This is a genomic window from Kitasatospora sp. Ki12, assembly GCF_054601375.1.
On the sequence record NZ_BAAIHT010000002.1, the window covers coordinates 499,991 to 524,909 of the forward strand.

Annotated in this window: 23 protein-coding genes; 12 read left to right on the forward strand and 11 right to left on the reverse strand. The window is 72.3% G+C overall.

Annotated features, from left to right (window positions below; genetic code table 11):
• Positions 1-138: 138 nt before the first annotated feature.
• The 3 genes from ACYP53_RS19755 to ACYP53_RS19765 all read left to right on the forward strand — a co-directional run bounded on the left by ACYP53_RS19755 (position 139) and on the right by ACYP53_RS19765 (position 3,758).
• Positions 139-1,404, forward strand: a complete 1,266-nt coding sequence (locus ACYP53_RS19755; protein WP_189914249.1) for an MFS transporter — start codon at positions 139-141, stop codon at positions 1,402-1,404.
• 97 nt (positions 1,405-1,501) lie between these two features.
• A complete protein-coding gene (locus tag ACYP53_RS19760; RefSeq protein ID WP_459648316.1) occupies positions 1,502-2,452 on the forward strand; it encodes a molybdopterin-dependent oxidoreductase in 951 nt (316 codons plus the stop codon).
• Between the two features lie 91 nt (positions 2,453-2,543).
• Complete coding sequence (locus ACYP53_RS19765) at positions 2,544-3,758, forward strand: saccharopine dehydrogenase family protein (protein WP_459648317.1); 1,215 nt, start codon at positions 2,544-2,546, stop codon at positions 3,756-3,758.
• A gap of 95 nt (positions 3,759-3,853) precedes the next feature.
• On the opposite strand, the gene ACYP53_RS19770 is transcribed toward ACYP53_RS19765, so the two are convergent.
• Genes ACYP53_RS19770 through ACYP53_RS19790 form a run of 5 tightly spaced genes read right to left on the reverse strand, consistent with a single transcriptional unit; the run spans position 3,854 to position 9,735 of the window.
• Complete coding sequence (locus tag ACYP53_RS19770) at positions 3,854-4,630, reverse strand: 3-oxoacyl-ACP reductase (RefSeq protein ID WP_229928387.1); 777 nt, start codon at positions 4,628-4,630, stop codon at positions 3,854-3,856.
• Positions 4,627-6,000: an aldehyde dehydrogenase family protein gene (locus ACYP53_RS19775; RefSeq protein WP_459648318.1), complete on the reverse strand. Its 1,374-nt coding sequence runs from the start codon at positions 5,998-6,000 to the stop codon at positions 4,627-4,629. Before ACYP53_RS19775 ends, ACYP53_RS19770 begins: the two co-directional genes overlap by 4 nt.
• On the reverse strand, positions 5,997-6,746 hold the full coding sequence (locus ACYP53_RS19780) for a gamma-glutamyl-gamma-aminobutyrate hydrolase family protein (protein ID WP_459648319.1): 750 nt from the start codon (positions 6,744-6,746) through the stop codon (positions 5,997-5,999). Before ACYP53_RS19780 ends, ACYP53_RS19775 begins: the two co-directional genes overlap by 4 nt.
• Entirely contained in the window at positions 6,743-8,101 is a 1,359-nt protein-coding gene (locus ACYP53_RS19785) for a glutamine synthetase family protein (RefSeq protein ID WP_459648320.1), read from the reverse strand. Before ACYP53_RS19785 ends, ACYP53_RS19780 begins: the two co-directional genes overlap by 4 nt.
• The gene (locus ACYP53_RS19790) at positions 8,098-9,735 is read right to left on the reverse strand and encodes an amino acid permease (protein WP_459648321.1); all 1,638 of its coding nucleotides are present in this window, start codon (positions 9,733-9,735) and stop codon (positions 8,098-8,100) included. The genes ACYP53_RS19785 and ACYP53_RS19790 overlap by 4 nt, the downstream gene beginning before the upstream one ends.
• 219 nt (positions 9,736-9,954) lie before the next feature.
• On the opposite strand from ACYP53_RS19790, the gene ACYP53_RS19795 reads away from it, so the two are divergent.
• Together ACYP53_RS19795 and ACYP53_RS19800 are read left to right on the forward strand one after the other, a co-directional pair.
• Complete coding sequence (locus tag ACYP53_RS19795) at positions 9,955-10,701, forward strand: FadR/GntR family transcriptional regulator (protein WP_459649792.1); 747 nt, start codon at positions 9,955-9,957, stop codon at positions 10,699-10,701.
• Positions 10,702-10,931: 230 nt separating this feature from the next.
• Positions 10,932-12,329, forward strand: coding sequence for a condensation domain-containing protein (locus ACYP53_RS19800; protein WP_459648322.1), 1,398 nt, complete (start codon positions 10,932-10,934; stop codon positions 12,327-12,329).
• Positions 12,330-12,362: 33 nt separating this feature from the next.
• Here the strand turns inward: ACYP53_RS19800 and ACYP53_RS19805 are convergent, their stop codons facing one another.
• From ACYP53_RS19805 to ACYP53_RS19815, 3 genes are all read right to left on the reverse strand, one after another.
• Positions 12,363-13,280 carry a hypothetical protein gene (locus ACYP53_RS19805; protein ID WP_459648323.1) on the reverse strand — a complete coding sequence of 306 codons (918 nt, stop codon included), beginning with the start codon at positions 13,278-13,280 and terminating at the stop codon, positions 12,363-12,365.
• Between the two features lie 69 nt (positions 13,281-13,349).
• Positions 13,350-13,694 (reverse strand): hypothetical protein, encoded by a 345-nt coding sequence (locus tag ACYP53_RS19810; RefSeq protein WP_459648324.1) that lies wholly within the window; start codon positions 13,692-13,694, stop codon positions 13,350-13,352.
• 273 nt (positions 13,695-13,967) lie between these two features.
• Positions 13,968-15,092, reverse strand: coding sequence for a hypothetical protein (locus tag ACYP53_RS19815; protein ID WP_459648325.1), 1,125 nt, complete (start codon positions 15,090-15,092; stop codon positions 13,968-13,970).
• Positions 15,093-15,310: 218 nt separating this feature from the next.
• Here ACYP53_RS19815 and ACYP53_RS19820 point away from each other — a divergent pair, with 218 nt between their 5' ends.
• The 6 genes from ACYP53_RS19820 to ACYP53_RS19845 all read left to right on the forward strand — a co-directional run bounded on the left by ACYP53_RS19820 (position 15,311) and on the right by ACYP53_RS19845 (position 20,364).
• Positions 15,311-15,913: a L,D-transpeptidase gene (locus tag ACYP53_RS19820; protein ID WP_189914264.1), complete on the forward strand. Its 603-nt coding sequence runs from the start codon at positions 15,311-15,313 to the stop codon at positions 15,911-15,913.
• Positions 15,914-16,067: 154 nt separating this feature from the next.
• A complete protein-coding gene (locus ACYP53_RS19825; RefSeq protein WP_459648326.1) occupies positions 16,068-16,709 on the forward strand; it encodes a HEAT repeat domain-containing protein in 642 nt (213 codons plus the stop codon).
• Positions 16,710-17,081: 372 nt separating this feature from the next.
• Positions 17,082-17,468 carry a hypothetical protein gene (locus tag ACYP53_RS19830; protein ID WP_459648327.1) on the forward strand — a complete coding sequence of 129 codons (387 nt, stop codon included), beginning with the start codon at positions 17,082-17,084 and terminating at the stop codon, positions 17,466-17,468.
• 340 nt (positions 17,469-17,808) lie between these two features.
• Positions 17,809-18,288, forward strand: a complete 480-nt coding sequence (locus ACYP53_RS19835; protein WP_459648328.1) for a hypothetical protein — start codon at positions 17,809-17,811, stop codon at positions 18,286-18,288.
• Between the two features lie 280 nt (positions 18,289-18,568).
• Positions 18,569-18,913 (forward strand): hypothetical protein, encoded by a 345-nt coding sequence (locus tag ACYP53_RS19840; RefSeq protein ID WP_459648329.1) that lies wholly within the window; start codon positions 18,569-18,571, stop codon positions 18,911-18,913.
• A 188-nt stretch (positions 18,914-19,101) separates the two neighbouring features.
• Complete coding sequence (locus ACYP53_RS19845) at positions 19,102-20,364, forward strand: alpha/beta hydrolase (RefSeq protein ID WP_459648330.1); 1,263 nt, start codon at positions 19,102-19,104, stop codon at positions 20,362-20,364.
• On the opposite strand, the gene ACYP53_RS19850 is transcribed toward ACYP53_RS19845, so the two are convergent.
• On the reverse strand, positions 20,361-20,852 hold the full coding sequence (locus tag ACYP53_RS19850) for a MarR family winged helix-turn-helix transcriptional regulator (RefSeq protein WP_459648331.1): 492 nt from the start codon (positions 20,850-20,852) through the stop codon (positions 20,361-20,363). The genes ACYP53_RS19845 and ACYP53_RS19850 overlap by 4 nt on opposite strands.
• A 75-nt stretch (positions 20,853-20,927) precedes the next feature.
• On the opposite strand from ACYP53_RS19850, the gene ACYP53_RS19855 reads away from it, so the two are divergent.
• On the forward strand, positions 20,928-21,875 hold the full coding sequence (locus ACYP53_RS19855; protein ID WP_459648332.1) for a quinone oxidoreductase family protein: 948 nt from the start codon (positions 20,928-20,930) through the stop codon (positions 21,873-21,875).
• Positions 21,876-22,016: 141 nt separating this feature from the next.
• On the opposite strand, the gene ACYP53_RS19860 is transcribed toward ACYP53_RS19855, so the two are convergent.
• Together ACYP53_RS19860 and ACYP53_RS19865 are read right to left on the reverse strand one after the other, a co-directional pair.
• Entirely contained in the window at positions 22,017-24,482 is a 2,466-nt protein-coding gene (locus tag ACYP53_RS19860; protein WP_459648333.1) for a DUF4132 domain-containing protein, read from the reverse strand.
• Positions 24,479-24,871, reverse strand: coding sequence for a hypothetical protein (locus tag ACYP53_RS19865; RefSeq protein WP_459648334.1), 393 nt, complete (start codon positions 24,869-24,871; stop codon positions 24,479-24,481). Before ACYP53_RS19865 ends, ACYP53_RS19860 begins: the two co-directional genes overlap by 4 nt.
• Positions 24,872-24,919 lie beyond the last annotated feature (48 nt).

Sequence of the window (24,919 nt, forward strand, 5' to 3'; positions counted from 1 at the left end):
TCCGCCGGAGGATCGGACGATGTCCCGTGCCCGGTGCCCCCACCTAGCGTCAGGGGTTCACCCGCAGGTCGCTGTCGCCTGGCCGGGTCGGTCACGGGAGGCGGGCGCCCGGGCCGGCTCCGCAGAGAGGCGTGCGCGGTGTCCGTGGCGTTGAACTTCCGTACGGCGAAGCGGTTGGCGGGCCGCCGGGTGCTGCTCTGGTCGCTGCTCGGCCGGCTGCCGAACGCGATGAGCCCGATCGGCACCCTGCTGCTGGTCAGCCGCAACACCGGCAGCGTGTGGTCGGGTTCGCTGGTCGCCGGGGCGCTGGCGGTCGGTCAGGCGGTCGGCGGCCCGGTGGTCGGCCGGCTCGCGGACCGGCGCGGGCAGCGGACGGTGGGGCTGGTCGCCGCGCTGGTCAACGCGGCGGCCCTGGTCGCCCTGGTCGCCGCCTCCGAGCGCGGGCTCGCGCTCGGCTGGCAGATCGCGCCCGCCGTGCTGACCGGGCTGTCGGTCCCGCTGGTCGGCCCGCTGTCGCGCAGCCGCTGGGTCCGGCTGGCGGCCGGTGAACCGGAGGCGACCTCCGCGATGCTGTCCCTGGACGGGATCGTCGACGAGGTCTCCTTCACCGCCGGACCGGCCCTGGTCGGCCTGCTCGCCACCGCCGCCTCCCCCGCCGTCGGCCTGCTCACCGCGGCCGGGCTCTGCGGCGTCTGCGCCGGTCTGTTCGCGCTGCACCCCACCGCCTCGCCGGGCGTCCCGGCGCCCTCCCACCCCCGGAACCGCTCCGCCGAGCGGCTGTTGACCACCCCGTACGTCCTCCTCCTGGGCGGCACGGCACTCCTCGGCGCCTGCTTCGGCTCGGTGCAGGTCGGCATCACCGCGACCACCGAGGCCCTGGGCCGGCCGGGCACCGCCGGGCTGGTGTACGGCTTCATGGGCTGCACCAGCTCCCTCGCGGGCGTCGCCACCGCCTCGATGCCCGCCCGCCGCGGCCTGCCGGCCCGTCTGCGGGCGAGCTCGGCGCTGCTCTTCGCCGCCTCCTGCGTCCTGTTCCCCGCCGCCGGCAGCCTCCCGGCGCTCGCCGCGGCCGTCGGGCTCCTCGGGGTCGCCGTGGCACCGCAGTTCATCACCGTGTTCGGCCTGGTCGAGCGCACGGTGCCCGCCGCCCGGCTCGGCGAGGCGATGGCCACGCTGGTCAGCGCGCTGATCCTGGCGCAGTCGGCGGGCACCTTCCTCGCCGGGTGGGCCGCCGAACACGTCACCCCGGGCGCCGCCTTCGCCGTCACGGCCGCGGCGGCTGCGGCCGCCCTCGTCCTCACCGCCTGCACCGCGACCGACCGCCGCTACCCGCGCCGGTCCGCTCCGCCCGGGACGCCCGCCCCGGGGAAGGCCGTCCAGCCGACCGGCCCGGCGGGCGGCTGAGCGGCGCCGTCCAGGGCAGACCCGCCCCGGGCGGTGTCGGTCGCTCCTTGTACTGTCGATCACGCGCAACAGCACGTTCGACACGGGGGAATGACACATGTTCAAGACCGATCCGGCCACGCCCGACCTCTTCATCACGCCGGTCGCCGAGGTGTTCATCCGCAACCACCTCGAGTCGCACCCGCGGCTCGACCGCGCGGCCTGGTCGCTGACCGTCGAGGGCCTGGTGGAGCGGCCCGTCCGGCTGGACTTCCCGGCCGTCCTGGGCCTGCCGCAGACCCGCTTCACCGCCGTCCACGAGTGCTTCGGCAACCCGCTGCACCCCACCGTGCCGACCCGTGCGGTCACCAACGTGGAGTGGTCCGGTGTCCCGCTGTCCGCCGTCCTGGAGCTCGCCGGGCCGCTCCCGGAGGCCCGGCACCTCTGGCTGGAGGGCGCCGACACGGGTGACTTCGGGGGCGAGAGCGGCGTGCGCTACCTCAAGGACCTGCCCCTCGACGAGGCCCGCTCCGGGGTCGTCCTCGCGCACACCATGAACGGCGAGCCGCTGCACCCGGACCACGGCTACCCGCTGCGGGCGGTCGCGCCCCTGATGTTCGGCACCAACTCGGTCAAGTGGCTGACCCGGATCGTGCTGGCCGCCGACCGCCCCGACCACATCTTCACCACCCGCCTCTACACCCGGGTCCTGCCGGGCGAGAGCGAGGCCCGGCCGGTCCGCGAGAAGGACGTCTGCAGCAAGCTGCTCTCCCCGGGCGACGGGAGCGCCGTCCCGGCCGGCAGCCGTGAACTGGCGGGCTACGCCTGGAGTTCCACCGAGGTGACCTCGGTGGAGGTCGCCGTGGACGGCGGGGACTGGCAGCCCGCCGAACTCGACCGCCGCGGCTCCGACCCGAGCTGGCAGCGCTTCCGGCTCCGCCACGACCTCGCCCCGGGCCCGCACCGCATCCGCTGCCGCGCCACCGACTCCGCCGGCCGGGTCCAGCCGCTCACCGGCGACCGCAACGCCGTCCACGAGATCCACGTCGTCGCCGAGCCGGTCATATGACCGGTACGAGAACCCGGGGCCGGGACCGTTGACAGTGCCACGACGGGCTCCTAGCGTGGCGCATTCGATTACCCGCGAGTAGGGACTGTTGATGGCCGAGCCGCGCCCGTACGACCTCGTCCTGTTCGGTGCCACCGGGTTCACCGGCGGGCTCACCGCCGAGTACCTGGCCCGGACGGCACCCGAGGGCTGCCGCTGGGCGCTCGCCGGGCGGGACGAGCGCAGGCTCGCCGCCGTCCGGGCGGGGCTGGCGCGGATCGACCCGCGCTGCGCCGACCTCCCCCTGCTGGTCGCGGACGCCGCGGACCGCGAGGCGCTGCGCGCCGTGGCCGCCTCGGCCCGGGTGGTGGTGTCCACGGTCGGCCCGTACCTGCGGCACGGCGAGCCACTGGTGGCCGCCTGCGCGGACAGCGGCACCGACTACGTCGACCTCACCGGCGAGCCGGAGTTCGTCGACCGGATGTACGTCCGGCACCACGAGCGGGCGGTGGCCACCGGCGCGCGGCTGGTGCACGCCTGCGGGTTCGACTCGGTGCCGCACGACCTCGGTGTGCTGTTCACCGTCGAGGAGCTGCTGCGCCGCGGCGGCCCGGCGGCCCGGGTCTCGGTCGAGGGCTTCGTCCGCGCCGGCGGCACCGTCTCCGGCGGCACCTTCGCCTCGGCGATGACGGCCTTCTCCCGGCCGCGGGCGATGGCCCGGGCCGCCCGGGAGCGGCGCGCCGTGGAGCCCCGGCCGAAGGGACGGCTGATCCGCACGCCCGTCGGCCGGCCGCACCGGTCGCGGGCGGCCCGGGCCTGGGCGGTGCCGATGCCCTCGATCGACCCGCAGGTGGTGTCCCGCTCGGCCGCCGCCCTGGACGAGTACGGCCCGGACTTCGGCTACGCGCACTACGCGGCGGTGCGCCGGCTGCCGATGGCCCTCGGCGGTGTCGCCGCGGTGGCGGCGCTCGCCGTCGCCGCCCAGCTGCCGCTGCTGCGCCGGGCCCTGGGGCGGCTGCGCAAGCCCGGCGACGGGCCGAGCGCGGAGCAGCGGGCGCGGTCCTGGTTCGCCGTCCGGTTCGTGGCGCGGGCGCTGGACGGGCGGACGGTCCTCACCGAGGTGTCCGGGGGCGATCCCGGCTACCAGGAGACCGCGAAGATGCTGGCCGAGGCGGCGCTCTGCCTGGCGTACGACGACCTGCCGCCGGTGGCGGGGCAGTCGACCACGGCGGTGGCGATGGGCCGGCCGCTGATCGACCGGCTGATCGCGGCGGGCCTCTCCTTCCGGGTGCTGGACACCCCGCCGAGGACCGCCCCGGGCCGGTAGCCGGAGCAGACCGCCCGCCCCGGGCCGGTAGCCGGAGCGGCCCGCCCGCCCCGTCGTGGGGCGGGCGGGCCGTCGGTGCCGCGATGGGGTGTCCGCTACTGCGGCGTCACGTAGGCGCCGGAGATGCCGCCGTCGACGAGGAAGGTGTTGGCGGTCATGAAGGAGGAGTCGTCGGAGGCGAGGAAGGCCACCGCGGCGGCGATCTCCTCGGGCTCGGCGAAGCGGCCGAGCGGGATGTGGACCAGCCGGCGGGCGGCCCGCTCCGGGTCCTTGGCGAACAGCTCCTGCAGCAGCGGGGTGTTCACCGGCCCGGGGCAGAGCGCGTTGACCCGGATGCCCTCGCGGGCGAACTGCACGCCCAGCTCGCGGGACATCGCGAGCACGCCGCCCTTGGAGGCGCTGTAGGAGATCTGCGAGGTGGCCGCGCCCATCACGGCGACGAAGGACGCGGTGTTGATGATCGAGCCCTTGCCCTGGCGCTGCATGTGCGGGATCGCGTACTTGCAGCACAGGTAGACGCTGGTCAGGTTGACCTCCTGGACCCGCTTCCAGGCGTCCAGGCCGGTGGTGAGGATGGAGTCGTCGTCCGGCGGCGAGATGCCGGCGTTGTTGAAGGTGATGTCGAGCCGGCCGTACTCGTCGACGGCCCGCTGGAAGAGGTCGCGCACCGCGGCCTCGTCGGTGACGTCGGCCTGGATGAACAGGCCGCCGACCTCGTTCGCGGCCTTGGCGCCGGTCTCGGGGTCGAGGTCGACGCAGACCACCTTCGCCCCCTCGGCGGCGAAGCGGCGGGCGGTGGCCAGGCCGATGCCGCTGCCCGCGCCGGTGATGACGGCCACCCGGCCGTCGAGTCGCTGGGTCATGCTGATCATTCCTCCGTGGAGATGAAGACGTTCTTGGTCTGGGTGAAGGCGTCGAGGGCGTCCGGGCCGAGCTCGCGGCCGAGTCCGGACTGCTTGAAGCCGCCGAAGGGCGTGGTGTAGCGCACCGAGGAGTGCGAGTTGACGGAGAGGTTGCCGGCCTCGACGCCGCGCGAGACGCGCAGCGCGCGCCCGAGGTCCCGGGTCCAGATGGAGCCGGACAGCCCGTACTCGGTGGCGTTGGCGATGCGCAGGGCGTCCTGTTCGTCGCGGAACGGGACGACCGCGACGACCGGGCCGAAGATCTCCTCGGTGAAGGCGCGGTCCTCGTGTCGCACGGGTGCGAGGACGGTCGGCGGGTACCAGAAGCCGGGCCCGTCGGGGGCGCTGCCGCGGAAGGCGACGGCCGACGCGTCCGGGACGTAGGAGGAGACCCGCTCGCGGTGGGCGGCGGAGATCAGCGGGCCCATCTCGGTCTTCTCGTCGCTCGGGTCGCCGACCCGCACGCCGCGGACGGCCGGCTCCAGGAGCGCCAGGAAGTCGTCGAACACGGAGGCCTCGACGAGGATCCGGGAGCGGGCGCAGCAGTCCTGGCCGGCGTTGTCGAAGACGGCGTAGGGCGCGGTGGCGGCGGCCTTGGCGAGGTCCGCGTCGGCGAAGACGATGTTGGCGCTCTTGCCGCCGAGTTCGAGGGTGACGGGCTTCACCTGGGCGGCGCAGCCCGCCATGATCTCCTTGCCGACCCGGGTGGAGCCGGTGAAGACGACCTTGCGCACGTCGGGGTGGGTGACGAAGCGCTGTCCGACGACCGGGCCGCGCCCGGGCAGGACCTGCAGCACGCCGTCCGGGATCCCGGCCGCCAGGGCGAGTTCGGCCAGGCGCAGGGCGGTGAGCGGGGTGAGCTCGGCCGGTTTGACGATGACGGTGTTGCCGGCGGCCAGCGCCGGGGCGAGGGCCCAGGCGGCGATCGGCATCGGGAAGTTCCAGGGCACGATGACCCCGACCACGCCGATCGGCTCCTGGAAGGTGACGTCGATCCCGCCGGCGACGGGGATCTGCCGGCCGAACAGCCGCTCGGGCGCGGCGGCGTAGTACTCGATGACGTCCCGCGCGTTGCCCGCCTCCCAGCGGGCGTTGCCGATGGTGTGGCCGGCGTTGGCGACCTCCAGTGCGGCGAGGTGCTCGCGGTCGGCGTCGACGGCGGCCGCGAAGGCGCGCAGCAGCCGGGCCCGGTCGGCGGGGGCCACTCGGCGCCAGGTGTCGAAGGCGGCGCGGGCGCGGGCGACGGCGGCGTCGGTCTCGGCGAGGCCGGCCAGTTCGACGGTGGTGATCACCTCCTCGGTGGCGGGGTTGACGACCTCGAAGAGGTCCGGTTCGGTCATCGGATGGTCTCCCTCTGGCTGGCGGTGATGAACGCGTGGAACAGGCGCGGGTCGTCGGGGTCGGTCTCGGGGTGCCACTGGACGCCCAGCACGAAGCGGTGGCCAGGCAGTTCGAGCGCCTCGACTGTGCCATCGGCACTGCGCGCGGTGACCTGAAGGCCGGTGCCGAGCCGGTCGACGGCCTGGTGGTGGTAGCAGGAGACCTCGGCCGCCGGCCCGAGGACGTCGGCGAGCCGGCTGCCGTCCGCCGGCTCGACCCGGTGGCGGACGAACCGGGCGGGGACGGTCTGGTGGCTCCCGTCGGGCAGGTGCTGGAGGAGGGTGCCGCCGAGTTCGACGTTGAGCAGCTGCATGCCGCGGCAGACGCCGAGCACCGGGAGGTCCCGGGCCAGGGCGGCGCCGAGCAGCCGGCTCTCCCAGTCGTCGCGGGCGTGGTGGGGCGGGCCGGTGCGGGGGTCGGCGGCGGCCCCGTACCGGGCCGGGTCGACGTCCGGTCCGCCGGCCAGGACGAGCCCGTCCAGGGCGTCGAGCAGCCGGCCGGCCCCGCCGGGTTGCGGTGGCAGCAGCACCGGGGTGCCGCCCGCGCGGACGACGGCGTCCACGTACGTCTGGGGCACGAGGGAGGCGCGCTGGTTCCAGACGGACCAGGCGGCGTCGTCCTGGTAGCTGCTGATGCCGATCAGCGGCCGGCGGCGATCGTCGCGGCCCGCGGCGTCGGTGCCGGTCACGGCGTCGGTGCCGGTCAAAGCCGCTCGAATCCGCGGCGCCGCTCCCAGTCGGTCACCGCCCGCTCGTACGCGGCGAGTTCGGTGCGTCCGGCGTGGGTGTAGTGCCGGACGACGTCCTTGCCGAAGGCCTCGGTGGCGACGGCGCTGCGTTCGAAGGCGTCGACCGCGTCGCGCAGGGTGGCGGGCACCCGGGGCGCGTCGGAGGCGTACGCGTTGCCGGTGAACTCCGGCTGGAGTTCGAGCTGCTGCTCGACGCCGTGCAGTCCGGCCGCGATCAGGGCGGCGACCGCGAGGTACGGGTTGACGTCGCCGCCGGGGACGCGGTTCTCGAAGCGCAGCGACTGACCGTGGCCGACCACCCGTAGCGCGCAGGTGCGGTTGTCGCGGCCCCAGGCGATGGCGGTGGGCGCGAAGCTGCCGGGCACGTAGCGCTTGTAGGAGTTGACGGTGGGTGCGAACAGCAGGGCGAAGTCGGCCAGGCAGGCGAGCTGTCCGGCGAGGAAGTGCTCCATGGTGCGGGAGAAGCCGTGCGTGCGGTCACCGGCGAACACCGGGGCGCCCTGCTCGTCGCGCAGGCTCAGGTGGATGTGACAGGAGTTGCCCTCGCGTTCGTCGTACTTCGCCATGAACGTGAGGCTGCAGCCCTCCTGGGCGGCGATCTCCTTGGCGCCGGTCTTGTAGACGGCGTGGTTGTCGCAGGTGGTGAGGGCGTCGGCGTACTTGAAGGCGATCTCGTGCTGGCCGAGGTTGCACTCGCCCTTGGCGGACTCGACGGTGAGGCCGGCGCCGGCCATGCCGTTGCGCAGCCGGCGCAGCAGGGGCTCGATCCGCCCGGTGCCGAGGATGGAGTAGTCCACGTTGTACTGGTTGGCCGGGGTGAGCCGGGTGTAGTCCTTGTCCCAGGCCTGCTCGTAGCTGTCCCGGAAGACGATGAACTCCAGCTCGGTGGCGGCCTGGGCCTGCCAGCCGTACCCGGCCAGCCGGTCCAGCTGCCGCTGCAGGATCTGGCGCGGGGAGACGGCGACCGGGGTGCCGTCGTGGTGGACGACGTCGCACTGGACCATGACGGTGGCCGGGTGCCAGGGGACGGACCGCAGGGTGGCGAGGTCGGGGCGCAGCGTCAGGTCGCCGTAGCCGTTCTCCCAGGAGGAGATCTCGTAGCCGTCGACGGTGTTCATGTCGATGTCGACGGCCAGCAGGTAGCCGCAGCCCTCCGCGGCGCCGGGCACCACGTCGTCGAGGAAGTACTCGGCGGCGACGCGTTTGCCCTGGAGGCGCCCCTGCATGTCGGTCATGGCGAGCACGACGGTGTCGACGGACCCGTCGGCGACGCGGGTGCGCAGCTCGTCGAGGGTGAGCCGGGGGGTGGTCATCGGACCTCCAGTTCGGTGTCCAGCGCGTCGGGTTCGGGCGGCGTGCCGTGGACGTGGGGCCCGGTGAACCAGTGCCTGGCGGAGACCAGCCACCACAGGCCGGCGAAGCCGACCACGACGGCCACGGCGACCGGGGTGTAGTTGAAGCTCTCGGCGGTGATCGGGCTCGCGGTGGGGAGCATGAACAGGACGGTGATCACCGCGGTCCAGGCGACCGCCACGACGCCGATCGGCCGGCTCCAGCGTCCCAGGTGCCAGGGGCCGCGCGGGAAGTCCTCGCCCTGACGCAGCCGCAGGTACACCGGGATGACGTAGGAGATGTAGAGGCCGATGACGGAGATCGAGGTCACGGCGGTGTAGGCGGTGGTGTTCCAGAGCGCGGGCAGCCCGAGCAGCAGCGCGCCGCCGGTCGCCAGCCAGACCGCGTTGGTGGGGGTCTGGGTGCGCGGGTCGATGCGGTGCCACAGCCGGGACCCGGGCAGCGCGCCGTCCCGGGAGAAGGCGTAGATCATCCGGGAGTTGGCGGTGACGGAGGCCATGCCGCAGAAGAACTGGGCGCCGATGACGATGAGCAGCAGGAACTGGGCGCCGCCGGAGCCGATCGCGTCGATGAAGATCTGCGCGGGCGGGACCTGGGTGTCGCTGTTGAGCGCGCCGTCGTAGTCGCGGATCGCGAAGGTGATGCCGAGCAGCAGGATCCAGCCCGCCACCAGGGAGACGGTGATGGCGTTGACGATGCCGCGCGGGCCGGAGCGGGCGGCGTCGCGGGTCTCCTCGGTCATGTGCGCGGAGGCGTCGTAGCCGGTGAGGGTGTACTGGGCCATCAGCAGGCCGATCAGCGCCACGTAGAACTGGCTGTGGAAGCCGGTCTGGTTGACGAACTCGGTGAGCGCGAAGGAGACGGAGGCGTGCCGGTCGGGGAGCACGGCGAGCGCGCCGACGATGATCGCGACGCCGGCCAGGTGCCACCACACGGACACGCTGTTGAGGACCGCGACCAGCCGCACCCCGAAGGTGTTGAGCAGGCCGTGCGCCAGCAGGATGACGGCGAAGATCTCCATGGTGTGCGCGGGGCTGGCCTCGACGCCGAAGCGGAGCGTGAGGAACGCGTTGGTGAAGAAGGCCGCGCCGTAGTCGACGCTGGCGGTCACCGCGACCTGGCCGAGGAAGTTGAACCAGCCGGTGAACCAGCTCCAGGCCGGGCCGCTGCTGCGGGTCAGTTTGGCGGACCAGTAGTAGAGCCCGCCGGCCGTCGGGAAACTGGAACAGATCTCGGCCATCGCCAGCCCGACGCAGAGCGTGAGCAGGCCGACCACCGGCCAGCCCCAGATGATCAGGGCCGGGCCCCCGGTCTTCATCCCCGTTCCGTACAGGGTCAGGCAGCCGGAGAGGATCGAGACGATGGAGAAGGAGACGGCGAAGTTGGAGAAGCCCGACATCGAGCGGGCCAGCTCCTGGGTGTAGCCCAGCTCGCGGAGCCGTTGCTCGTCCTCGGAGACGGGAGCGGGTTCGGGGGTGGATGCGGGAGCGGAACCCGGATCGGAGACGGGAGCGGAAACGGAGGCGGAACCTGGCGCGGTGTTCGCCGGAAACGTTTCGGGGGCAGGGTGGTCGGGTGAGCGTGCGTCGGTCATGGGCACCCCTGGGGGTTGAGGGTGTGCCGGGGAGCACGCGGCCACGACGGCGTGGCACGGTCGCCCCGACGGGTTCGACGGTCGGACGGCTCTTCAATGGTCTGGAATCAGTCCATTGGGTGGGTGAGCAGCATCGTTCCGGCTGAGCGGGGGCCGCGTCAAGGGCGGGAAGGGAACGAGTCCGGGAATCCCGTTCGTAGGTACGATTCCGGCGTGGACGTGGACGAAACACGGGAGCGAGCACGGCTCGACTGGCAGGCCGACGCGATCTTCCGCCCGGTCCGGACCGGCAACGCCTTCGAGGAGACCGTCGAGCGGCTGCTCCAGGCGATCAAGCTCGGCGTCTTCGGCCTCGGCGACCGGCTGCCCGCCGAACGGGACCTCGCCACCCGGCTCGGCGTCAGCCGGGAGACCCTGCGCGAGGCGCTCCGCACCCTCCAGCAGGCCGACGTCGTCGAACCCCGCCGCGGCCGGTACGGCGGCACCTTCGTCACCTACCGGATGCCCGCGCCGGACGTCGCCGACCTGCGCCGCGCCGCCCGCGACCTCGGCGGCGCCCTGGAGGACGCGCTGACCTACCGCCAGGTGCTGGAGGTCGGCGCCGCCGAGGCGGCCGCCCGCCACTCCCTCTCCCCCGACCAGCGGGCCCACCTGGAGAGCCGGCTGACCGACCTCGAGGGAGCCACACCCGAGCAGTACCGCCAGCTGGACTCGCGCTTCCACCTCGCCATCGGCGAGCTCACCGGCTCCCCCACCCTCGCCGCGGCCATCGCCGAGGCCAGGATGCGCCTCAACGACCTGCTCAACGCCATCCCCATGCTGGACCGGAACATCGAGCACGCCGCCGAGCAGCACCGGGCCATGGTCCGGGCGATCCTCGACGGCGACGGCGACGCCGCCCGGCGCGCCACCGAGGAACACCTCGCCGCCACCGCCGCACTCCTCCGCGGCTTCCTGGCGCCCTGACCGCCAGGTGCCGCGGCCGCCGTTCGGCGCGCTGCTGCACCCCGGGGCCGCTCCTCCTCGGGGCCGCTCCACCCCGACCGGTACTCGCCCGTGTCCGGAAGGAGGCCTGACCCGATCGGGCCCGGCCGATCGCCGACCGAGTCGGCGGCCGTTTCCTTTCACACCGTTTCCTCGTTGGGCCGGGGAAGCACCCGACCGGGTGCCCGACCCCAGCCTTGAGGGAGCCTCCCGTGCGGATTTCCGACATCGAACGCTGCGAGGTCCGGCCCGGACGGCTCGTCGAGTTCACGCTCAGCCCCGCGACGGTGGCGGCGGCCGCCGAGCTGCCGGAGGACACCCGGCCCCCGGCGTACATCCAGGAGTCACACATCCGCACGGCGAGAACGGTGTCGGACGACGGCCTGACCGTCCCGACCTGGATCGGTGCGGCGTTCGACCTCCCGGGCCGGGTCGACCTCGACGTGCTGCAGGGGGCGCTGCACGCCTGGACGCTCCGGCACGAGACCCTGCGCAGCGGCTTCCGCTGGACCGGCCCCGGCGGCGACGAGCTGCGCCGGTTCACGCTCGACGCCGACGCGGTGGCGCTGCACCGGACGGAACTCGGCGAGTTCGCCGACCCGGCGGCTCTGGTCCGCTGCCTGCGGGAGCGCTTCGACGCGGGCGCCAACGCGCTCGGCTGGCCGAACTTCGTCTACGCGGCGGTCGTCCGGCCCGACTCCACCAGCGTCTACACCGCCTTCGACCACAGCAACGTCGACGCCTACTCCCTCCAGCGCATCCCCGCCGAGCTCAACGAGCTGTACGCGGCGGGTCTGGCGGGCCGCGTCGCGGACTGCGCCCCGCCCGGCAGCTACGTCGACTTCTGCGAGCTGGAGCGGGCGGACGCGGACCGGGTCGACGGCACCCACCCCATCGTGTCCCGCTGGCGGGAGTTCATCCGCCGCGGCGACGGGAAGCTGCCCGCCTTCCCCCTCGATCTCGGGCTGGACCCGGACGCCGGGCTGCCCACCCAGCGGCTCGCGCGCGAGCTGCTCGTGGACGCGGACACCGCCGCCGCGTTCGAGGCGTACTGCCGGCCGTACGGAGGCTCCCTGGTCGGCGTGCTGGCGGCCACGAGCCTGATCGTCCAGGAGATCGCCGGCGCGTCCGTCTACCGCACCGTCGTGCCGTTCCACACCCGGACGAAGTCCCGCTGGTCGGACTCCGTGGGCTGGTACGTCGGCGGAGCCCCGATCGAGGTCCCGCTGACACCCGGGCTGGACTTCCCCGGCGCCCTGGCGGCCGTACGCAACGAACTGCGCGCCAACCGTCCGCTGGCCCGGCTGCCCCTGGCCCGGGTCCTGCGGCTGCTCGGCACGGACTTCCGCCCCACCTCACCGGACCTGTACTCGATCGTGTCCTTCATCGACACCCGGGACCTGCCCGGCTCCGAACAGTGGACCGACCGGAACGCCTACGCACTGCTCAGGGTCTCCTACGGCGACCAGGTCTGCGCCTGGGTCAACCGGCTGCACGAGGGCCTCTGGTTCGCGAGCCGCCACCCGGACACCGAGATCGCCGGCAAGAACATGCGGCTGTACGCCGAGCGACTCCGGGACATCGTCATCTCGGCGGCACACCAGCCCTGACCGGCGCTCAGCGACATCACAGCCCCGATTCCGCTATCCGACCCCACCGCCGGACAGTATTCGATCCGCGATTCTCAGCCTCTCGCCGAGATCGCGCGAGAATTCCGCCAGCTGCGCCGAGTTGGACGTGATGTATTCGGAGTCGTATGCGGACTGGACCGCGACCGCGACCCCCACGAGATTGGTCGCCTTCTTGCATTCCACATCAGCGGAAGCGGTCTCCGTCTCCTCCTTGCCGTGTTCGGCGCGTCCTCCCGTCGAGCCCGCCACCCATTTCGGGTCGAGGTAGGCGGCCATCGGGTCGGCATAGGCGAAGCCTTTGTCCCGCATGCATCGAGACCACTGCGCATAAGCTGCCACCAGCCGCGGGTCCGTCGTCGGCACCCGAGGGCCGCCCCCGGGAAGGGAGTGCTCGTCGGGACGAGGAAGATCGCCGCCGATCGCGGCCGCGCCCGCCTTTGCACAGCCCCCCGCGGGCACCGGGTCCCCGGTCGGCGCCGAGGCCTGTTCGCCGTCGCGACCGACTCCGGTGAGAACGCCGACGTACTCGGAGGACTGCGGCGCGGGCGGGGTCAGCCGAGTGACCCGGTCGTACCCCCTGCTCGCGGGGACATCGGTTCCGAAGAATCCGTAGACCGGTGTCGCCCGGTGGTATCCGGTGGCGGTCGTGTCCATTCCGTTCAGGTCGCCACCGCTGTATGCGACGCCGTATCTCCGCATGCATTCTCCGATCACCAGATCCCGGGCCTGGATGAGCTTCTTCTCGTCGTCCAGCTTCGGTACGTAGGTGTCGATCGGGCGGGCGACCTGATCCAGCGAGGTGACGGACGGAATCCGGCCCAGCGGTGGCGGCGCGGCCTGCTGTTGAGCCGCGGGTCCGCCGCCGCAGGCGCCGGCGGTGAACGCCAGGGCGGCGGCGGCCAGGTGTCGCAGTCGACGCGTCGTCGCCACGGCGGCACTCCTTTCGAACCGCGGTGACCGTCACGCGGACGTGCCGGTCACCGCGGGCGGGACGGATCGTCAGTTCTGGTTCATGCGCAGGTCGAGGACGGTGAACCACTGGCCGAAGCTGATCTGCTCGCCGTAGCCGAACGGCCGGTTCGCCGCGCCGGAGCCGTACGTCTGGTAGCTGAAGGCACCCCAGTTCCCGCCGGTGTCGACGCTGTTCACTCCGGCGATGTTGACGTGGATGCCAGGGCCCTGGCCGTTGAAGCAGTAGCCGACGCTGTTCGTGTAGATCTTGAAGCTGTTGCCCAGGCAGCCGTTCTGGGAGATGTTGGCGCTGGCCGGTGTCGCGGCGACGACACCGCCGGCCATGACGCCCGCGGCAACGACCCCTGCGGCAAGCCTTCGACGGATGCTCATGTCTCTTCTCTCCGTTCGACGAATCCGGTGTCAGCGGTCCGGGTGTCCGCTGATCACCACGGGGCTGGTCGGTCGGCCGTCGCATGCGCGAAACAGGGCTTCGGGGGAAGGCCGGCCGAGCCTTCCAGGCGCGGCTCATCCTTCACCGGTCATCATTGTCATGGACAGGCAGAACCACCCGGCAATACGACCGGCAGCAGCCCGAGCTCCGCACCCTCCGACGAGCCGACGGGCCGACGGGCCGCGCCGATTCGCACCGCTCAGCGAAGGCCGTCAGGCCTCGTCGGCCCAGATCGCCGTGCGGCCGTCGGGCTGGATGTGGACGGTCATCGACATCTCGCGGTAGAGGGAGACCGCGTCCAGCGTGCCGACCTCGGCGCGGGCCTGGAAGGCGGTGGCGGGGAGCAGGGGCTGGACACAACTCTCCGGCGGGCTCAGCAGTGACTGGCCGGGGGCCACGACGATCCGCACGCCGGTGCCCCAGGAGCCGGGACACGGGTGACTGGCGCGGGTGCGGACCCAGCCGACCTTGGCCTGCACCGTCACCGCCTCGGGGCCGGTGTTGGTCAGGTGGACCGCGAAGCTCAGACCGGACTCGTCCACCCGGGTGCACGCCGTCCAGGCGACACCCTCGACGTAGCGGATCCGTCCGCAGCGGTGGTTGCCGCCGATCTCGGTGCGGTCCCCGGCGGCCGGGGAGAACAACGGCAGGTCCGCACGCTCCGGGGCGGTGGCCGGCGGCTCGCCCGCGACGCTCGCGCCCGGCGGTGGCGGCGGCGGTACGGGGGCGGCCCGGTCCGTGCCCGCGCCGCTGCGCCCTGCCAGCAGGAGCAGCGGCAGGACGGCGGCCGCGACCATGACGGCGGCCGCCACGGGCAGCCATCGGCGTACGGCCGTACGGGGGAAGCGCGCGGCCCCGGTGCGCGCCGTGTCCACGTCCTCGAACGCGCCTCTTGTGTGTGCTTCGTCGCGGAGCCGGCCATCACCGTCCGTCCCGTCGCCGGCGGTGCCGAGGTGGGCGACCACCTTCCGCCGCCACCCGGCGCCGCCGAGCTCCCGCAGCCGTGACCGGAGCAGGTCCACCGCCTCGCCGTGCCCGATGAGGAGTTCGACCGCCGCGGTGGCGTCCGGGCGAAGCGCCTGGGCGAGTGCGGCGGTGTCCGCCGGCGAGGGCACCCGGTTGGCCTTTCCGGCGAGGAGCTGCCGGTGTCCCTTCAGCCAGTAGGAGAGCAGCGGTTCGTCGATCCGGTGTCCCGCCAGTCTCAGCCGCCGGACCAGAACCTTGCGGGAGGGCCGTTGTGCACCGTCGGTGACTTCGGCCAGGCACCGGGCCCAGTCGTCCAGTGCCCGGGCGAACGCGCCCGCCGTCTCCTCGAATGCCGTCCCGCGCTGTTCCACAGGCGTCCTCCCGGGTGGTCGGATCTGCACCGCGGGGCGCTCAGGCGCAGGTCAGCGCGGTGCAAGACAGAGTGCAAGTTCCACTGTTCCGCACCTGATGGACGGCCAACCCCGGCGGCCGGGAGGCTCGGTGACGTCGCCGGAACCCGGCCCGAGACTCACGGCCCACGGCCCACGGCGGCCCTCCACCCCGGAAACAGACAGGACAGGAGCAGGACATGCGCACGACCCGCTCGCACTCCCCCCGCACCACCCACCGGCGGTCCCCCCTCACCACGCTGCTGCTCGCCGCCGGCCTGACGGCCGCCCTCACGGCCGGCACCACGTCCACGTCGCACGCGGCGCAGGCGGCGGACGACGGCGTCCGGCTGACCTTCGTGAAGAACCACGAGCACCCCGACCGCTCCACCCTCTCGCTGCGCGTCGACGGCCGGACCGTCGCCTCCTACCGGGCCGGGTCCGGCCTGGGCGCGAGCGCCGAGGGCCGGGACAGCTGCCGGACCAACAAGGGCTGGCTGCCTGACGGCACCTACCGGATCGAGGGGCACGAGACCCACCGGGACCGCGTCATCAAGGGCTTCGCCATCGCCCTCTCCGACAAGAAGTGCTCCGACGGCACCCTGCGGTCCGACCTGTTCATCCACAGCGAGATGAAGGCGGACGGCAGCCAGGGCACCGCCAAGGAGCCCGAGTCCACCCGCTGGGACGGCGACCAGGACTACCGCTCGTACGGCTGCGTCAAGCTGCACCCCGACCACATCAAGGCGCTGTTCGCCAAGATCGGCGACCGCTGGCCCACCACCCTGGAGGTCAGCGGCTGACCCACCGGATGCCCCCCTCGGCAGGCGCGCGGCGCACGGCGCGCGCCTGCCCCGCACGCTCGCAACGGGTGGGCTCGAGGCCCACCGACACCGGCGCCGCCCGTCCGCCACCCGCTCGGCGCGATTGTCAGAGCGCCTGGTTAGGGTGCCCGCCATGGACAAGCACCTGCCGGTCGACGAACTCTCCGGTGCCTGGAACGACACCCGGTCGGCCCGCGATGCGCTCGTCGAGCAGGGGAAGGAAATCGTCGCGGCGGTGCTGGAGCTGCTCTGCGACGAGCGGTCACCGGTCGACTGGGCCGTCTCGGCGGACGTCCTGTGCCGGATCGGGGAGCCCGCTCTCCTGCCCTTGGCACAGGCCTCCGCGGCGGCGGACTCGCCCGAGGTCGCCCGGAGGACCGGGTGGGCGCTGGGGAGATTGGAGGTGGCCGACCACGCGGTCTACGTGCCACTGCTGGACCACCCGCACCCCCGGGTCCGAAGCGACGCGCTCTTCGCCTTCCAGACCCAGGGAAAGGCCGCGGCGAGGTTCGTCGACCGGATCGTTCCGACGCTGGGAGACCCGGACCACGAGGTCCGGCAGCGAGCCGTCTGGGCCTTCAAAGCGATCGGCCCCGCAGCCGGCCCCAGCCTGCAGCAGGTGCGTTCCCGTCCCGCCCCGGCGCCCAGGGTGCGGGCCGGCGCGCTGGAGGCCCTCGCGGCCATCGGCGGGCCAGCCTTCCTCGATCAGCACCAGTTGCGAACAGCCGGGCACGACACGGCATCCGGCTCGGGCACCAGAGTGCAGCCCGGGTGACCCCCGCGGGTGCGGGGAGGACACTTCGTGCAGGTTCCGGGTCCCGGCGCCACCTCGGGGACCGTACCCGAGCGGGTGGCCTGCGGCGGCTTCGGCGGGCGGCCCGAACGGATCCACCGACCGCTAATTGAACATGTTCAAGAGATCTGGCAGGGTAGCGGCCGAGACAGTCGAACCGACGAGTGGGGCACGGAGCCGATGCGAGACTTCCCAGCCGAAGCCGACAAGGCTGGGCAGCCGGCAGGGCGGGCGGGCGGCAGGACGCGGCGCGCGGCCCACCGGCTCAACAGGCCCTTCGGGCGGGTTGCGGCAGCCCTCGGACTGCTGGCCCTCGGATGCACCTCGTGCGCGGGCGCCGGCGGCGAGGCAACCGTGATCCAACAGGCCGACCTGGTCGGCGACTGGGGCAATACGGCCGGCGCCAGAGTACACATGGCCGCCGACCACAGCTTGACGGCGAGCGGGATCAACCATGCCGTGCCCGACTACAGGTGCCCGTCGAGCATGACGGCCGGCAGGTGGCGGTTCTACGTGCGGGACGCCGCCTCGCCGCGGACCCTCACAGCCTCGGACTCCGCGACCGAGGGCGACTGGTTCACGGTGTCGGACGGCACCGCCGCTTCAACCGGGGGGCTGTGCGACCTCGAAGCCCAGGTCCAGCGGGACGGCCAAGGCTTCGACATCTGTCTCGTCACAGACCCTGACCAGACCTGCACCACCGAAGAACTCCTCCGCAAGGCCTCGCCGCTACCCCGGTGACCACCCCGCGCCCCCGCGCGGGGCTCCCGCCGTGACCCCGTTCAATGGAGGGTCGCTGACCTGCTAATATTCTTCCTGTCGCGAGGGAGAATGATCCCTCGTCAGGCGTCAGCCGTGCTACCAGAGCACGTCCTACTTTCAGTAGGAAGAGTCCGTGCAACCCGGACCTGGCGCTCCAGCATCGGACGGGGTCCGGTACCTGATCAGGTACCGGACCCCGTCTGCGTTCGCGCGCCGTCCGCAGATCGAAGAACGACGGCCACCGGCAATGTGCCTTGTGGGGATTTTCGCGGCTGAATGGATTTTACGAAGCCCGGATCACCTCGTAGGCTCCACGATCATGAGCGATGCCCCCGCGAAGCGCCACTGGCGCATGTCGATATTCCTCTGGATCGGCTTGCCCTTCATAGCCTTCCTCGGCATTGCCAAGGCCGCGCCTGATCTCGTGCCGGCTTGGGAAGCGCAGAGCGGCAGCGGAGTGAGCGGGACATTCACTGTCGCCAGGAAGGTCTGCAGCCACGGGTCCTGTGACGTCTACGGCGGCTGGAAAGCGGCGGACGGCACTTCCACGCGCACGGACGTCCTCCTTTACGACGGAGCGGATTCCTTGCGGGTCGGCGACACGGCGGTAGCACTGGACTCCGGTGCCCCCGGCGGTGTCTTCGCTACGGGGGGCGGATCCGCTTACCTGCTGGTGACGGCCTTTGCCGTTGGTGGTCTGGCCGCGGCGATTGCCTGGCCAGTGTTTCTCTGGCGCACCTGGAGCTCGTGGCGTAGGGGCCGAACTTCGTCACGGGAGTCAGCTGAGGTCGCCGCCTGACCCGGCATCGAGAGAGAACGCCGCTTCCACAGGTCGCTGAACTGAGCCGAGTTGGAGTCTGGCCCCGCCGCGCGAGCGGCGGGGCCAGACTCGTTTCCGTGGCGATGTGGGAGAATTGGTCGAGAGATAGCGGACTTCCCACCGTGGGACCGGGTCTACGCGTTCTTCCGCCACTGGCGCGACCACGGTCTGGTCAATTCGCCCACTTGATGCGAAGCCGCCGCCTCGTGCGCCGGGGGTTGCCGACCTCAGCCGGGTGGGCACCTGCGATCATTCGCGCATGAGCTACGACCTGGCCGTATGGGACGGCGAGCAGCCGAGCAACGACGAAGCCGGCGCGATCTTCGACGAGCTCTACGAGCGCTATCTCGAATCGGAAGATCTGATCGTCGAGCTTTCGCCGCGTATCGAGGCGTACATCAGGGCTCTCGTCGAGCGGTATCCGGACGATCTCCCTGGCAGCCCCTGGGCGTCATCACCCGTCATTGACGAGGCATCAGGCCCGATGGTCTATCTGCTCATGTCCTACAGCAGGGCGGAGGAAGTCTCCGAGCACGCGGCTGGTCTGGCTCGCGAGCACGGGCTCGTCTGCTACGACCCGCAGGGAGAAACCCTGCGGGACTGAGGTCCGCCGGTCCTCGACGCTGCTTCTTATCCGCCGCGGCTCATGGGCTGCGGCGTGAACAGCCGGACGCCGGCCCAACTCGCCTCCGCCCGGGGGGATTCCCTGGTTCCGGGGTGGGGCTGGCCACACCCCCGGCCGGGGGGACGGTCGGATGTCGCGGTGGCGGACGGCTCCGTAGTGTCGTCGTCATGACCCACACCACGACCCGCACCCTCGTCCGACAGGCCGTACGGCGCAGGCGAGTACGCCACTCCCTGGCCGCCGTGACCGCCGCCGTCCTCGCCGCCCTTGCCGCCGCCCCGGCGGTCGCGGCGTCCGAACCCCGCCCGGCCCAGCAGAACTTGGGGCGCGGGGCCCTTCTCGGTCTCACTCCCGTCGCCGACCTGAGCCAGGCCGAGGTCGCCGCGTTCCTCAAGGGCGCCGACATCGACCCGGCGACGGTGCGCCACGGTGTGCGCGGCTACCGCCTCACATACCGGACCGTGACGCCTCAGGGCGAACCGACCACTGCCACCGGCCTGTTGGTGCTCCCCAAGGGTGGTGAGCGCCGGCTCGACCTGGTGGCCGACACCCACGGCACGATGGTCCACCGCGACTACGCGCCGTCCGTCGCCAAGGACTTCGGGCTGTACGCGCCCTATCTGCACGCCGCCGCGGGCCGCGCCGTCGCCGCACCCGACTACCTCGGGCTCGGCAAGGGCCCCGGCCTCCACCCGTACATGGACACCGCTTCCGCCGTCTCCGCCTCGCTCGACATGCTGCGGGCTTCCCGGACCGCCGCGCGTACGCTTGACAGGCCGCTCACCGGAGACGTGTACGGCACCGGGTTCTCGCAGGGCGGCCAGGTCGCCATGGCGCTGGGCCGCGAGCTGGCGCGGGGCGCGGACCCGCACTTCCGGCTGCGGGCGCTCGCGCCGGTCGCCGGACCGTACGACTTGCAGGGCGCCGAGATCCCCGCCCTGTTCGACGGCCGCGTCAACGACATCAGCGGTGTCTTCTACATGTCGTACTTCCTCACCGCGCAGAACCGGCTGCACCCCGTCTACGACAACCCGGCCGAGGCCTTCCGGCAGCCGTACGCGGGGTACGTGGAGGGACTCTTCGACACCCGGCACACCGAGGAGGACATCGTCACGAAGCTGCCCGGCTCGGTGAAGGAACTGCTGACCGACGGCTTCTACGAGCGGCTGCGGCACCCGGACGGCGGCCTGCTGGCCGCGCTCAAGGCGCAGGACGGGACCTGCGACTGGAAGCCCGACGTGCCCGTACGGCTGCACAGCGCGGCCGGCGACACGGACGTGCCGATCGCCAACTCCATCAGCTGCGCGGCCGATCTGGCCCGCAACGGTGTGACGGCCCCCGTGGTCGACCACGGAAAGGCCGACCACAACGGGTCTTTCAAGCTGGCGGGGCCCCAGATCGTGCGCTGGTTCGACACCCTTGCGCGCTAGCCTCGATCTTGCACAGTCGCGGGGCGCGTCTGCTGGACCAGGACCGTGGTGGCGCGTTCCAGAAGCTCGCAGAGTGCGGCGTGCTCGGAGGGCGTGAACGCGTCGGTGAGCGCGCGCTCAAGGATGATCACCTCCTGGTAGGCGCTGTCCAGCAGCGTCCGGCCCCCATCGGTGAGGGTGGCGATCTGCACCTTGGCGTGCACCGGGGACGTCTCGCGGCGGATCAGTTCCTTGGTCTCCATGTTGGTCAGCACGCTGCTCATGCTCTGCTGCGTCACCCCGCAGGAGCGGGCCAGCTGGGCGCCGGACAGGCCGCCTTCGCGGGAGAGGGTCAGCAGCACGGTGTACTGCGTCATGGTCAGCCCGTAGGCGCGCAGTACGGCCTCGTGGTGCGCCATCAGCGCCTGCTCCGACCGCCTGATCCGGGTGCAGAGGTCGTTCTCGATCGGGGCTTCCACCGCGTACTCCCAGTCCAATAACAGGTTCATGGGTTGACTCAGGAACCTTATATACCTACGCTTCTCGACTGTAAGGATACTGAGTCAACACAGGGGGCTGTCACCATGAAGGCTGTCGTTCTCGACGCCGACGACCACTACCGGGTCGCCGAACTCGACGAGCCCGCTCCCGGCCCCGGCCAGGTGGCGATCCGTGTGGCCTACGCCGGGATCCAGTGGGGCGACACCATGGTCAGGGACGGCCACTTCGCCGTACCGCGTCCCTTCGTCCCGGGGTTCGAGGCGTCCGGGCACATCGTCGCGGTCGGCGCGGGTGTCGACGCACGCCGTGTCGGTGAGGCCGTCACCGCGCTGACCTCCTCGGGCGCCTACGCCGAGGTGGTCCTGGCGCCCGCCACGCTCACCTTGGGCATCGGCGGCATGCCGCTGAGGACGGCCGCAGGTCTCGGGTGGGGCGCGCCGACCGCCTACGACCTGGTCAACACCGCCGCGCGTGTGCGGCCCGGCGAAAGCGTGCTGATCCACGCCGCCGCCGGCTCGGTCGGCACGCTCTCCGCCCAGTTCGCCCGACTGGCCGGAGCGGGCCGGATCGTCGGTGTGGTCGGCACCACCGAAAGGGCCGACTACGCCGCACACTTCGGCTACGATCAGCTCCTGCTCCGCGAGGAGTTCCCGGCCGAGCTCGGTGACGGGAAGCCCGACGTCATCCTCGACCCGGTCGGCGGCTCGACCCGCACCGCCGGCCTCGAACAGCTCGCGGCACACGGCCGACTGGTGGCATACGGCAACCTCGCCACGTACGAACCCGTCCTCGCCGACGCCAACGACCTCCTCATGCACGGCAAGTCACTCCTGACCTACAACAGCAACCTGCTCAGCCGGACCCACCCCGAGCGGCTCGCCGACAGTGCCCGCCGCGCACTCGGCCTCGTCGCCGAGGGCAAGGTCCGCGTGGACATCACCGCCGAGTACGCCCTCGGGGACCTGGCCCTGGCCGTGCGACGCCTCGCCGAAGGCAGCACCCACGGCAAGAGCGTCCTCCGCGTCGCCTGACCACACGCGGGAAGCGCCGGCCACGGGGCGACCGCCGCGAGGAGCGCGCCCGCGCCTGCGGCGAGAAGGGCCTGCGCCAGTGCAGCAGGCCCGTTCTCGCCGCGTGATCGGGCGACCCGGCGGACGTGTGCGGTCACATCACTAGAGCTGGCTCAGGATCGTCGGGTCCGTGATCCTGGTGTCCTCGGCCAGCATCATCGCCTTGCTGAGGATCACGGCCAGCACGCGGTCGCCCTCGAAGGGGAGGTAGCCGGTCTGCGGGGCGGCCGCGGCGGGCTTCGGGACGATGCACAGGTACTGGTCGTTCGGCGTCATCAGGATGTTCCCCGAGCCGAGGTGGATCTTGTACGTGTGGCGCTCGCCCCTCACGTGCAGGAAACGGCCCTCGAGGGTGCAGCGGTCGGCGATCGCCAGCCGGGGCACGAGCCGCTCCAGCAGCGTGCGGCGCGTCTCGGCGCCCTGGCCGAGCTCACCGAAGCCGTACGAGTTCCAGTAGTCCCTGAAGCGGCCCGCCGGTCCGCCGTCCTGCCAGGCCGGGTCGTTGCCGATGCTGGCCACGCCCACGAACAGGTCCACGTCGCGCAGGACTTCGGACAGCACGAGCGGCGGGACCTCGGCGATCGGGACGGGCTCCACCGGCTCGGCGCCGGCCTTCGGCCACATGCGGTACTCACTGCCGTAGCAGTCCGCCTCGTTCTCCGGCGCGTCGATCGGGTAGAAGCGGACCTGGTCGGTGGTCAGACGCAGGTAACTGCCGGACTCGGTGGTGTTGTCCTCGTACTCGTCGCCCTCCCCGTGGATCCAGTACTCGGCGCGCAACCCCCACTGCGGCAGCGCGCGGGTGGCGGGCGGGGCCGAGTCGTCGACCATCAGGCGCAGCTTGTTGCGCCACCCCCGGACCGACGTCAGGGAGTGGAACTGGTGCTGGCGCAGGACGTGCGCGGCGAAACGGTTGGAGTAGGTCCCCGTCGCGCGCTCGGCGTCGGTCAGCAGGTACACCTCGCGGTGGGCCTGCTTGAACGGCTGCGTGATCCGGTGCCGCTCCAGCCAGTCACGCCAGGCCACGACCTGGGCGGACTCGTGGTCCACCGGGTGCCAGAGCCTGACCTCGCTCCCCTCGCGTACCGGGTCGTCGGTGAGGGTGCGCAGCTCGCCGTCCGCGAATCCGACGGTCGTGCCGTCGACCGTCCACAGCAGCCGGCGGGCCAGGGTGCCGACCAGGGGGTGGTCGAGGTACCGCTCGCGCCAGGCGGCGTAGGGCCAGACGCGGCGGCCGAGGAACTGCCGGTCCAGACGCTCGCTCTGGGCGGAGAGCATCTTGTCGATGTCCTTGACCGCCGTCTTCAGCTCCTTGAGCTCCTCGGCATGGTCGCGCTTGACGGCGGCGGGCACGCTCTTGACCTCCTTGCCCGCGGCGTTGCGCCAGCCGAGGAACACTCGGGTGCCCCGGACCTCCAGGACCGCCGCGGCCTCGCCCAGACGCGGCTCGGCCCGGCCGACCCCGGTCAGCCCGTAGGCGGGGACGGCGAGTTCCTCGATCTCCTCGCGGGACAGGCCCATCGCCTCGGCCCGGGTCTGGAGCGCGGTGTCGAGCAGCTTGAGCGTGCCCTTGTACGTCACGCGGGTGGCCAGGCGGGCGAGTTCGGCGAGGGCCGCCTCGCCGTCGATGCGGGAGAGCGCGGTCGTGGCAGCGTTGGCGACCTTCGGGTTGCGCGGGCCGAGCCCGGGGATCTTCCGGAGGGAGGTCTCGACCAGCGCGCCGAGGGCGCGGGCGGTGTCCGGATGGGCGGGCAGCAGGGCGAGCACCCAGGTCAGTCCGCGCAGGGCGTTGGCGTTGTACGGGTCGTAGGCGCTCTGTCCGTCCGACCCGATGCGTTCGCCGCTCAGCGCGAAGGTGCGGCGGCCGACGAGGGTGAGCCAGGGCAGCACGGTGGTCCGGACGCGGTCGGCACCGAGGGCGAGGATCAGGATTTCGGCCTGCCGCTCCCACGGGCGGGAGGGCTTGGCGGCTCTGGCGGTGGTCGCGTGCCGCAGGAGCGCCTGCCAGCCGGGGTCGTCAAGGGTGTCCCGCAGGGCCTGCTCGGCCCATTCCTCACCGACGTTGAGGACGGGCTCGGTGAGTGTGCCGGCGAACTCGACGAGCGGCTTCCTGCAGTAGGTGTCCAGAGCCGAGCGCCGGAAGACGGCCACGACCTCGGGCGTGAGGGGGCGACCGGCCCTGAGTTCGGCCTCGGCGAGGAGCAGGTGACGGTGGCTGTGCACCACGGAGTTCTCGTGGCCGAGCTCGTCGAGCATCTGCAGGCGCTCCGCCGGGAGCCGGTCGCCGGGCAGACCGTGCGCGACGACACCCAGCAGGATCAGAATGTTCTCGCGGGCGACCGGGCCGGCCTCGGCCGAGCGGTACTGCCCGACCAGCGCATCGGCGAGCGCGGTCCGGGCCTCGGACGGCAGCGCGCGCAACTCGGCGAAGACGCCGTCCCACCGTCCGTCCCAGTAGCCGCGGTACGTCCCGACTCCCAGCTTCAGCAGCTCGACGGCGAGGTCGTCCGCCGTCCCCACATACCGCCGGACCAGTTCTGCGATCTCCTGGAAGTCCACCACCGTCATCCCCCCACCAGCGGAACGAGCTTCAGGAACGTGACCTCGGTGCCGAGCCCGAGCTCGATCTCCTCCTCCGGGTCGGTGACCTGGCGCTCCCCCACCAGCACCAGGAAGCCGTTGCCCGCGAACGCCCGGAGCGCCAGCTCGCTCTGCGCCTCCGGATCGATCCGGCGCGGCGTGCGCAGCGCGTACCCGTTCAGCACCCGCTCGGCGTCGTGCGGCTGCACCAGCCCCTGGAACACCTGCGGTGCCGTCGCGTTGTACTCGGCGACCTCCTGGAACACCCTGCGCCGGATCAGCTCACGCACGGTGAGCCTCTCCTCGAGGATCTCCAGCCCCCACCCGTCGCTCCGGTCCCCCGCCGTCGTCTCGTCGACGAACATCACACTTGCCATGCCGTGAACAGTACGGGGCCGCACTGACACTGACGTTCGACGGGGTGA

What these genes read in the sequence shown, in the direction of transcription:
- ACYP53_RS19760 (WP_459648316.1), top strand. Translation starts at nt 1,502, where the DNA reads ATGTTCAAGACCGATCCGGCCACGCCCGACCTCTTCATCACGCCGGTC.
- ACYP53_RS19765 (WP_459648317.1), top strand. Translation starts at nt 2,544, where the DNA reads ATGGCCGAGCCGCGCCCGTACGACCTCGTCCTGTTCGGTGCCACCGGG.
- ACYP53_RS19770 (WP_229928387.1), bottom strand. Translation starts at nt 4,630, where the DNA reads ATGATCAGCATGACCCAGCGACTCGACGGCCGGGTGGCCGTCATCACC.
- ACYP53_RS19775 (WP_459648318.1), bottom strand. Translation starts at nt 6,000, where the DNA reads ATGACCGAACCGGACCTCTTCGAGGTCGTCAACCCCGCCACCGAGGAG.
- ACYP53_RS19785 (WP_459648320.1), bottom strand. Translation starts at nt 8,101, where the DNA reads ATGACCACCCCCCGGCTCACCCTCGACGAGCTGCGCACCCGCGTCGCC.
- ACYP53_RS19790 (WP_459648321.1), bottom strand. Translation starts at nt 9,735, where the DNA reads ATGACCGACGCACGCTCACCCGACCACCCTGCCCCCGAAACGTTTCCG.
- ACYP53_RS19810 (WP_459648324.1), bottom strand. Translation starts at nt 13,694, where the DNA reads ATGAGCATCCGTCGAAGGCTTGCCGCAGGGGTCGTTGCCGCGGGCGTC.
- ACYP53_RS19820 (WP_189914264.1), top strand. Translation starts at nt 15,311, where the DNA reads ATGCGCACGACCCGCTCGCACTCCCCCCGCACCACCCACCGGCGGTCC.
- ACYP53_RS19825 (WP_459648326.1), top strand. Translation starts at nt 16,068, where the DNA reads ATGGACAAGCACCTGCCGGTCGACGAACTCTCCGGTGCCTGGAACGAC.
- ACYP53_RS19835 (WP_459648328.1), top strand. Translation starts at nt 17,809, where the DNA reads ATGAGCGATGCCCCCGCGAAGCGCCACTGGCGCATGTCGATATTCCTC.
- ACYP53_RS19840 (WP_459648329.1), top strand. Translation starts at nt 18,569, where the DNA reads ATGAGCTACGACCTGGCCGTATGGGACGGCGAGCAGCCGAGCAACGAC.
- ACYP53_RS19845 (WP_459648330.1), top strand. Translation starts at nt 19,102, where the DNA reads ATGACCCACACCACGACCCGCACCCTCGTCCGACAGGCCGTACGGCGC.
- ACYP53_RS19850 (WP_459648331.1), bottom strand. Translation starts at nt 20,852, where the DNA reads ATGAACCTGTTATTGGACTGGGAGTACGCGGTGGAAGCCCCGATCGAG.
- ACYP53_RS19855 (WP_459648332.1), top strand. Translation starts at nt 20,928, where the DNA reads ATGAAGGCTGTCGTTCTCGACGCCGACGACCACTACCGGGTCGCCGAA.
- ACYP53_RS19860 (WP_459648333.1), bottom strand. Translation starts at nt 24,482, where the DNA reads ATGACGGTGGTGGACTTCCAGGAGATCGCAGAACTGGTCCGGCGGTAT.
- ACYP53_RS19865 (WP_459648334.1), bottom strand. Translation starts at nt 24,871, where the DNA reads ATGGCAAGTGTGATGTTCGTCGACGAGACGACGGCGGGGGACCGGAGC.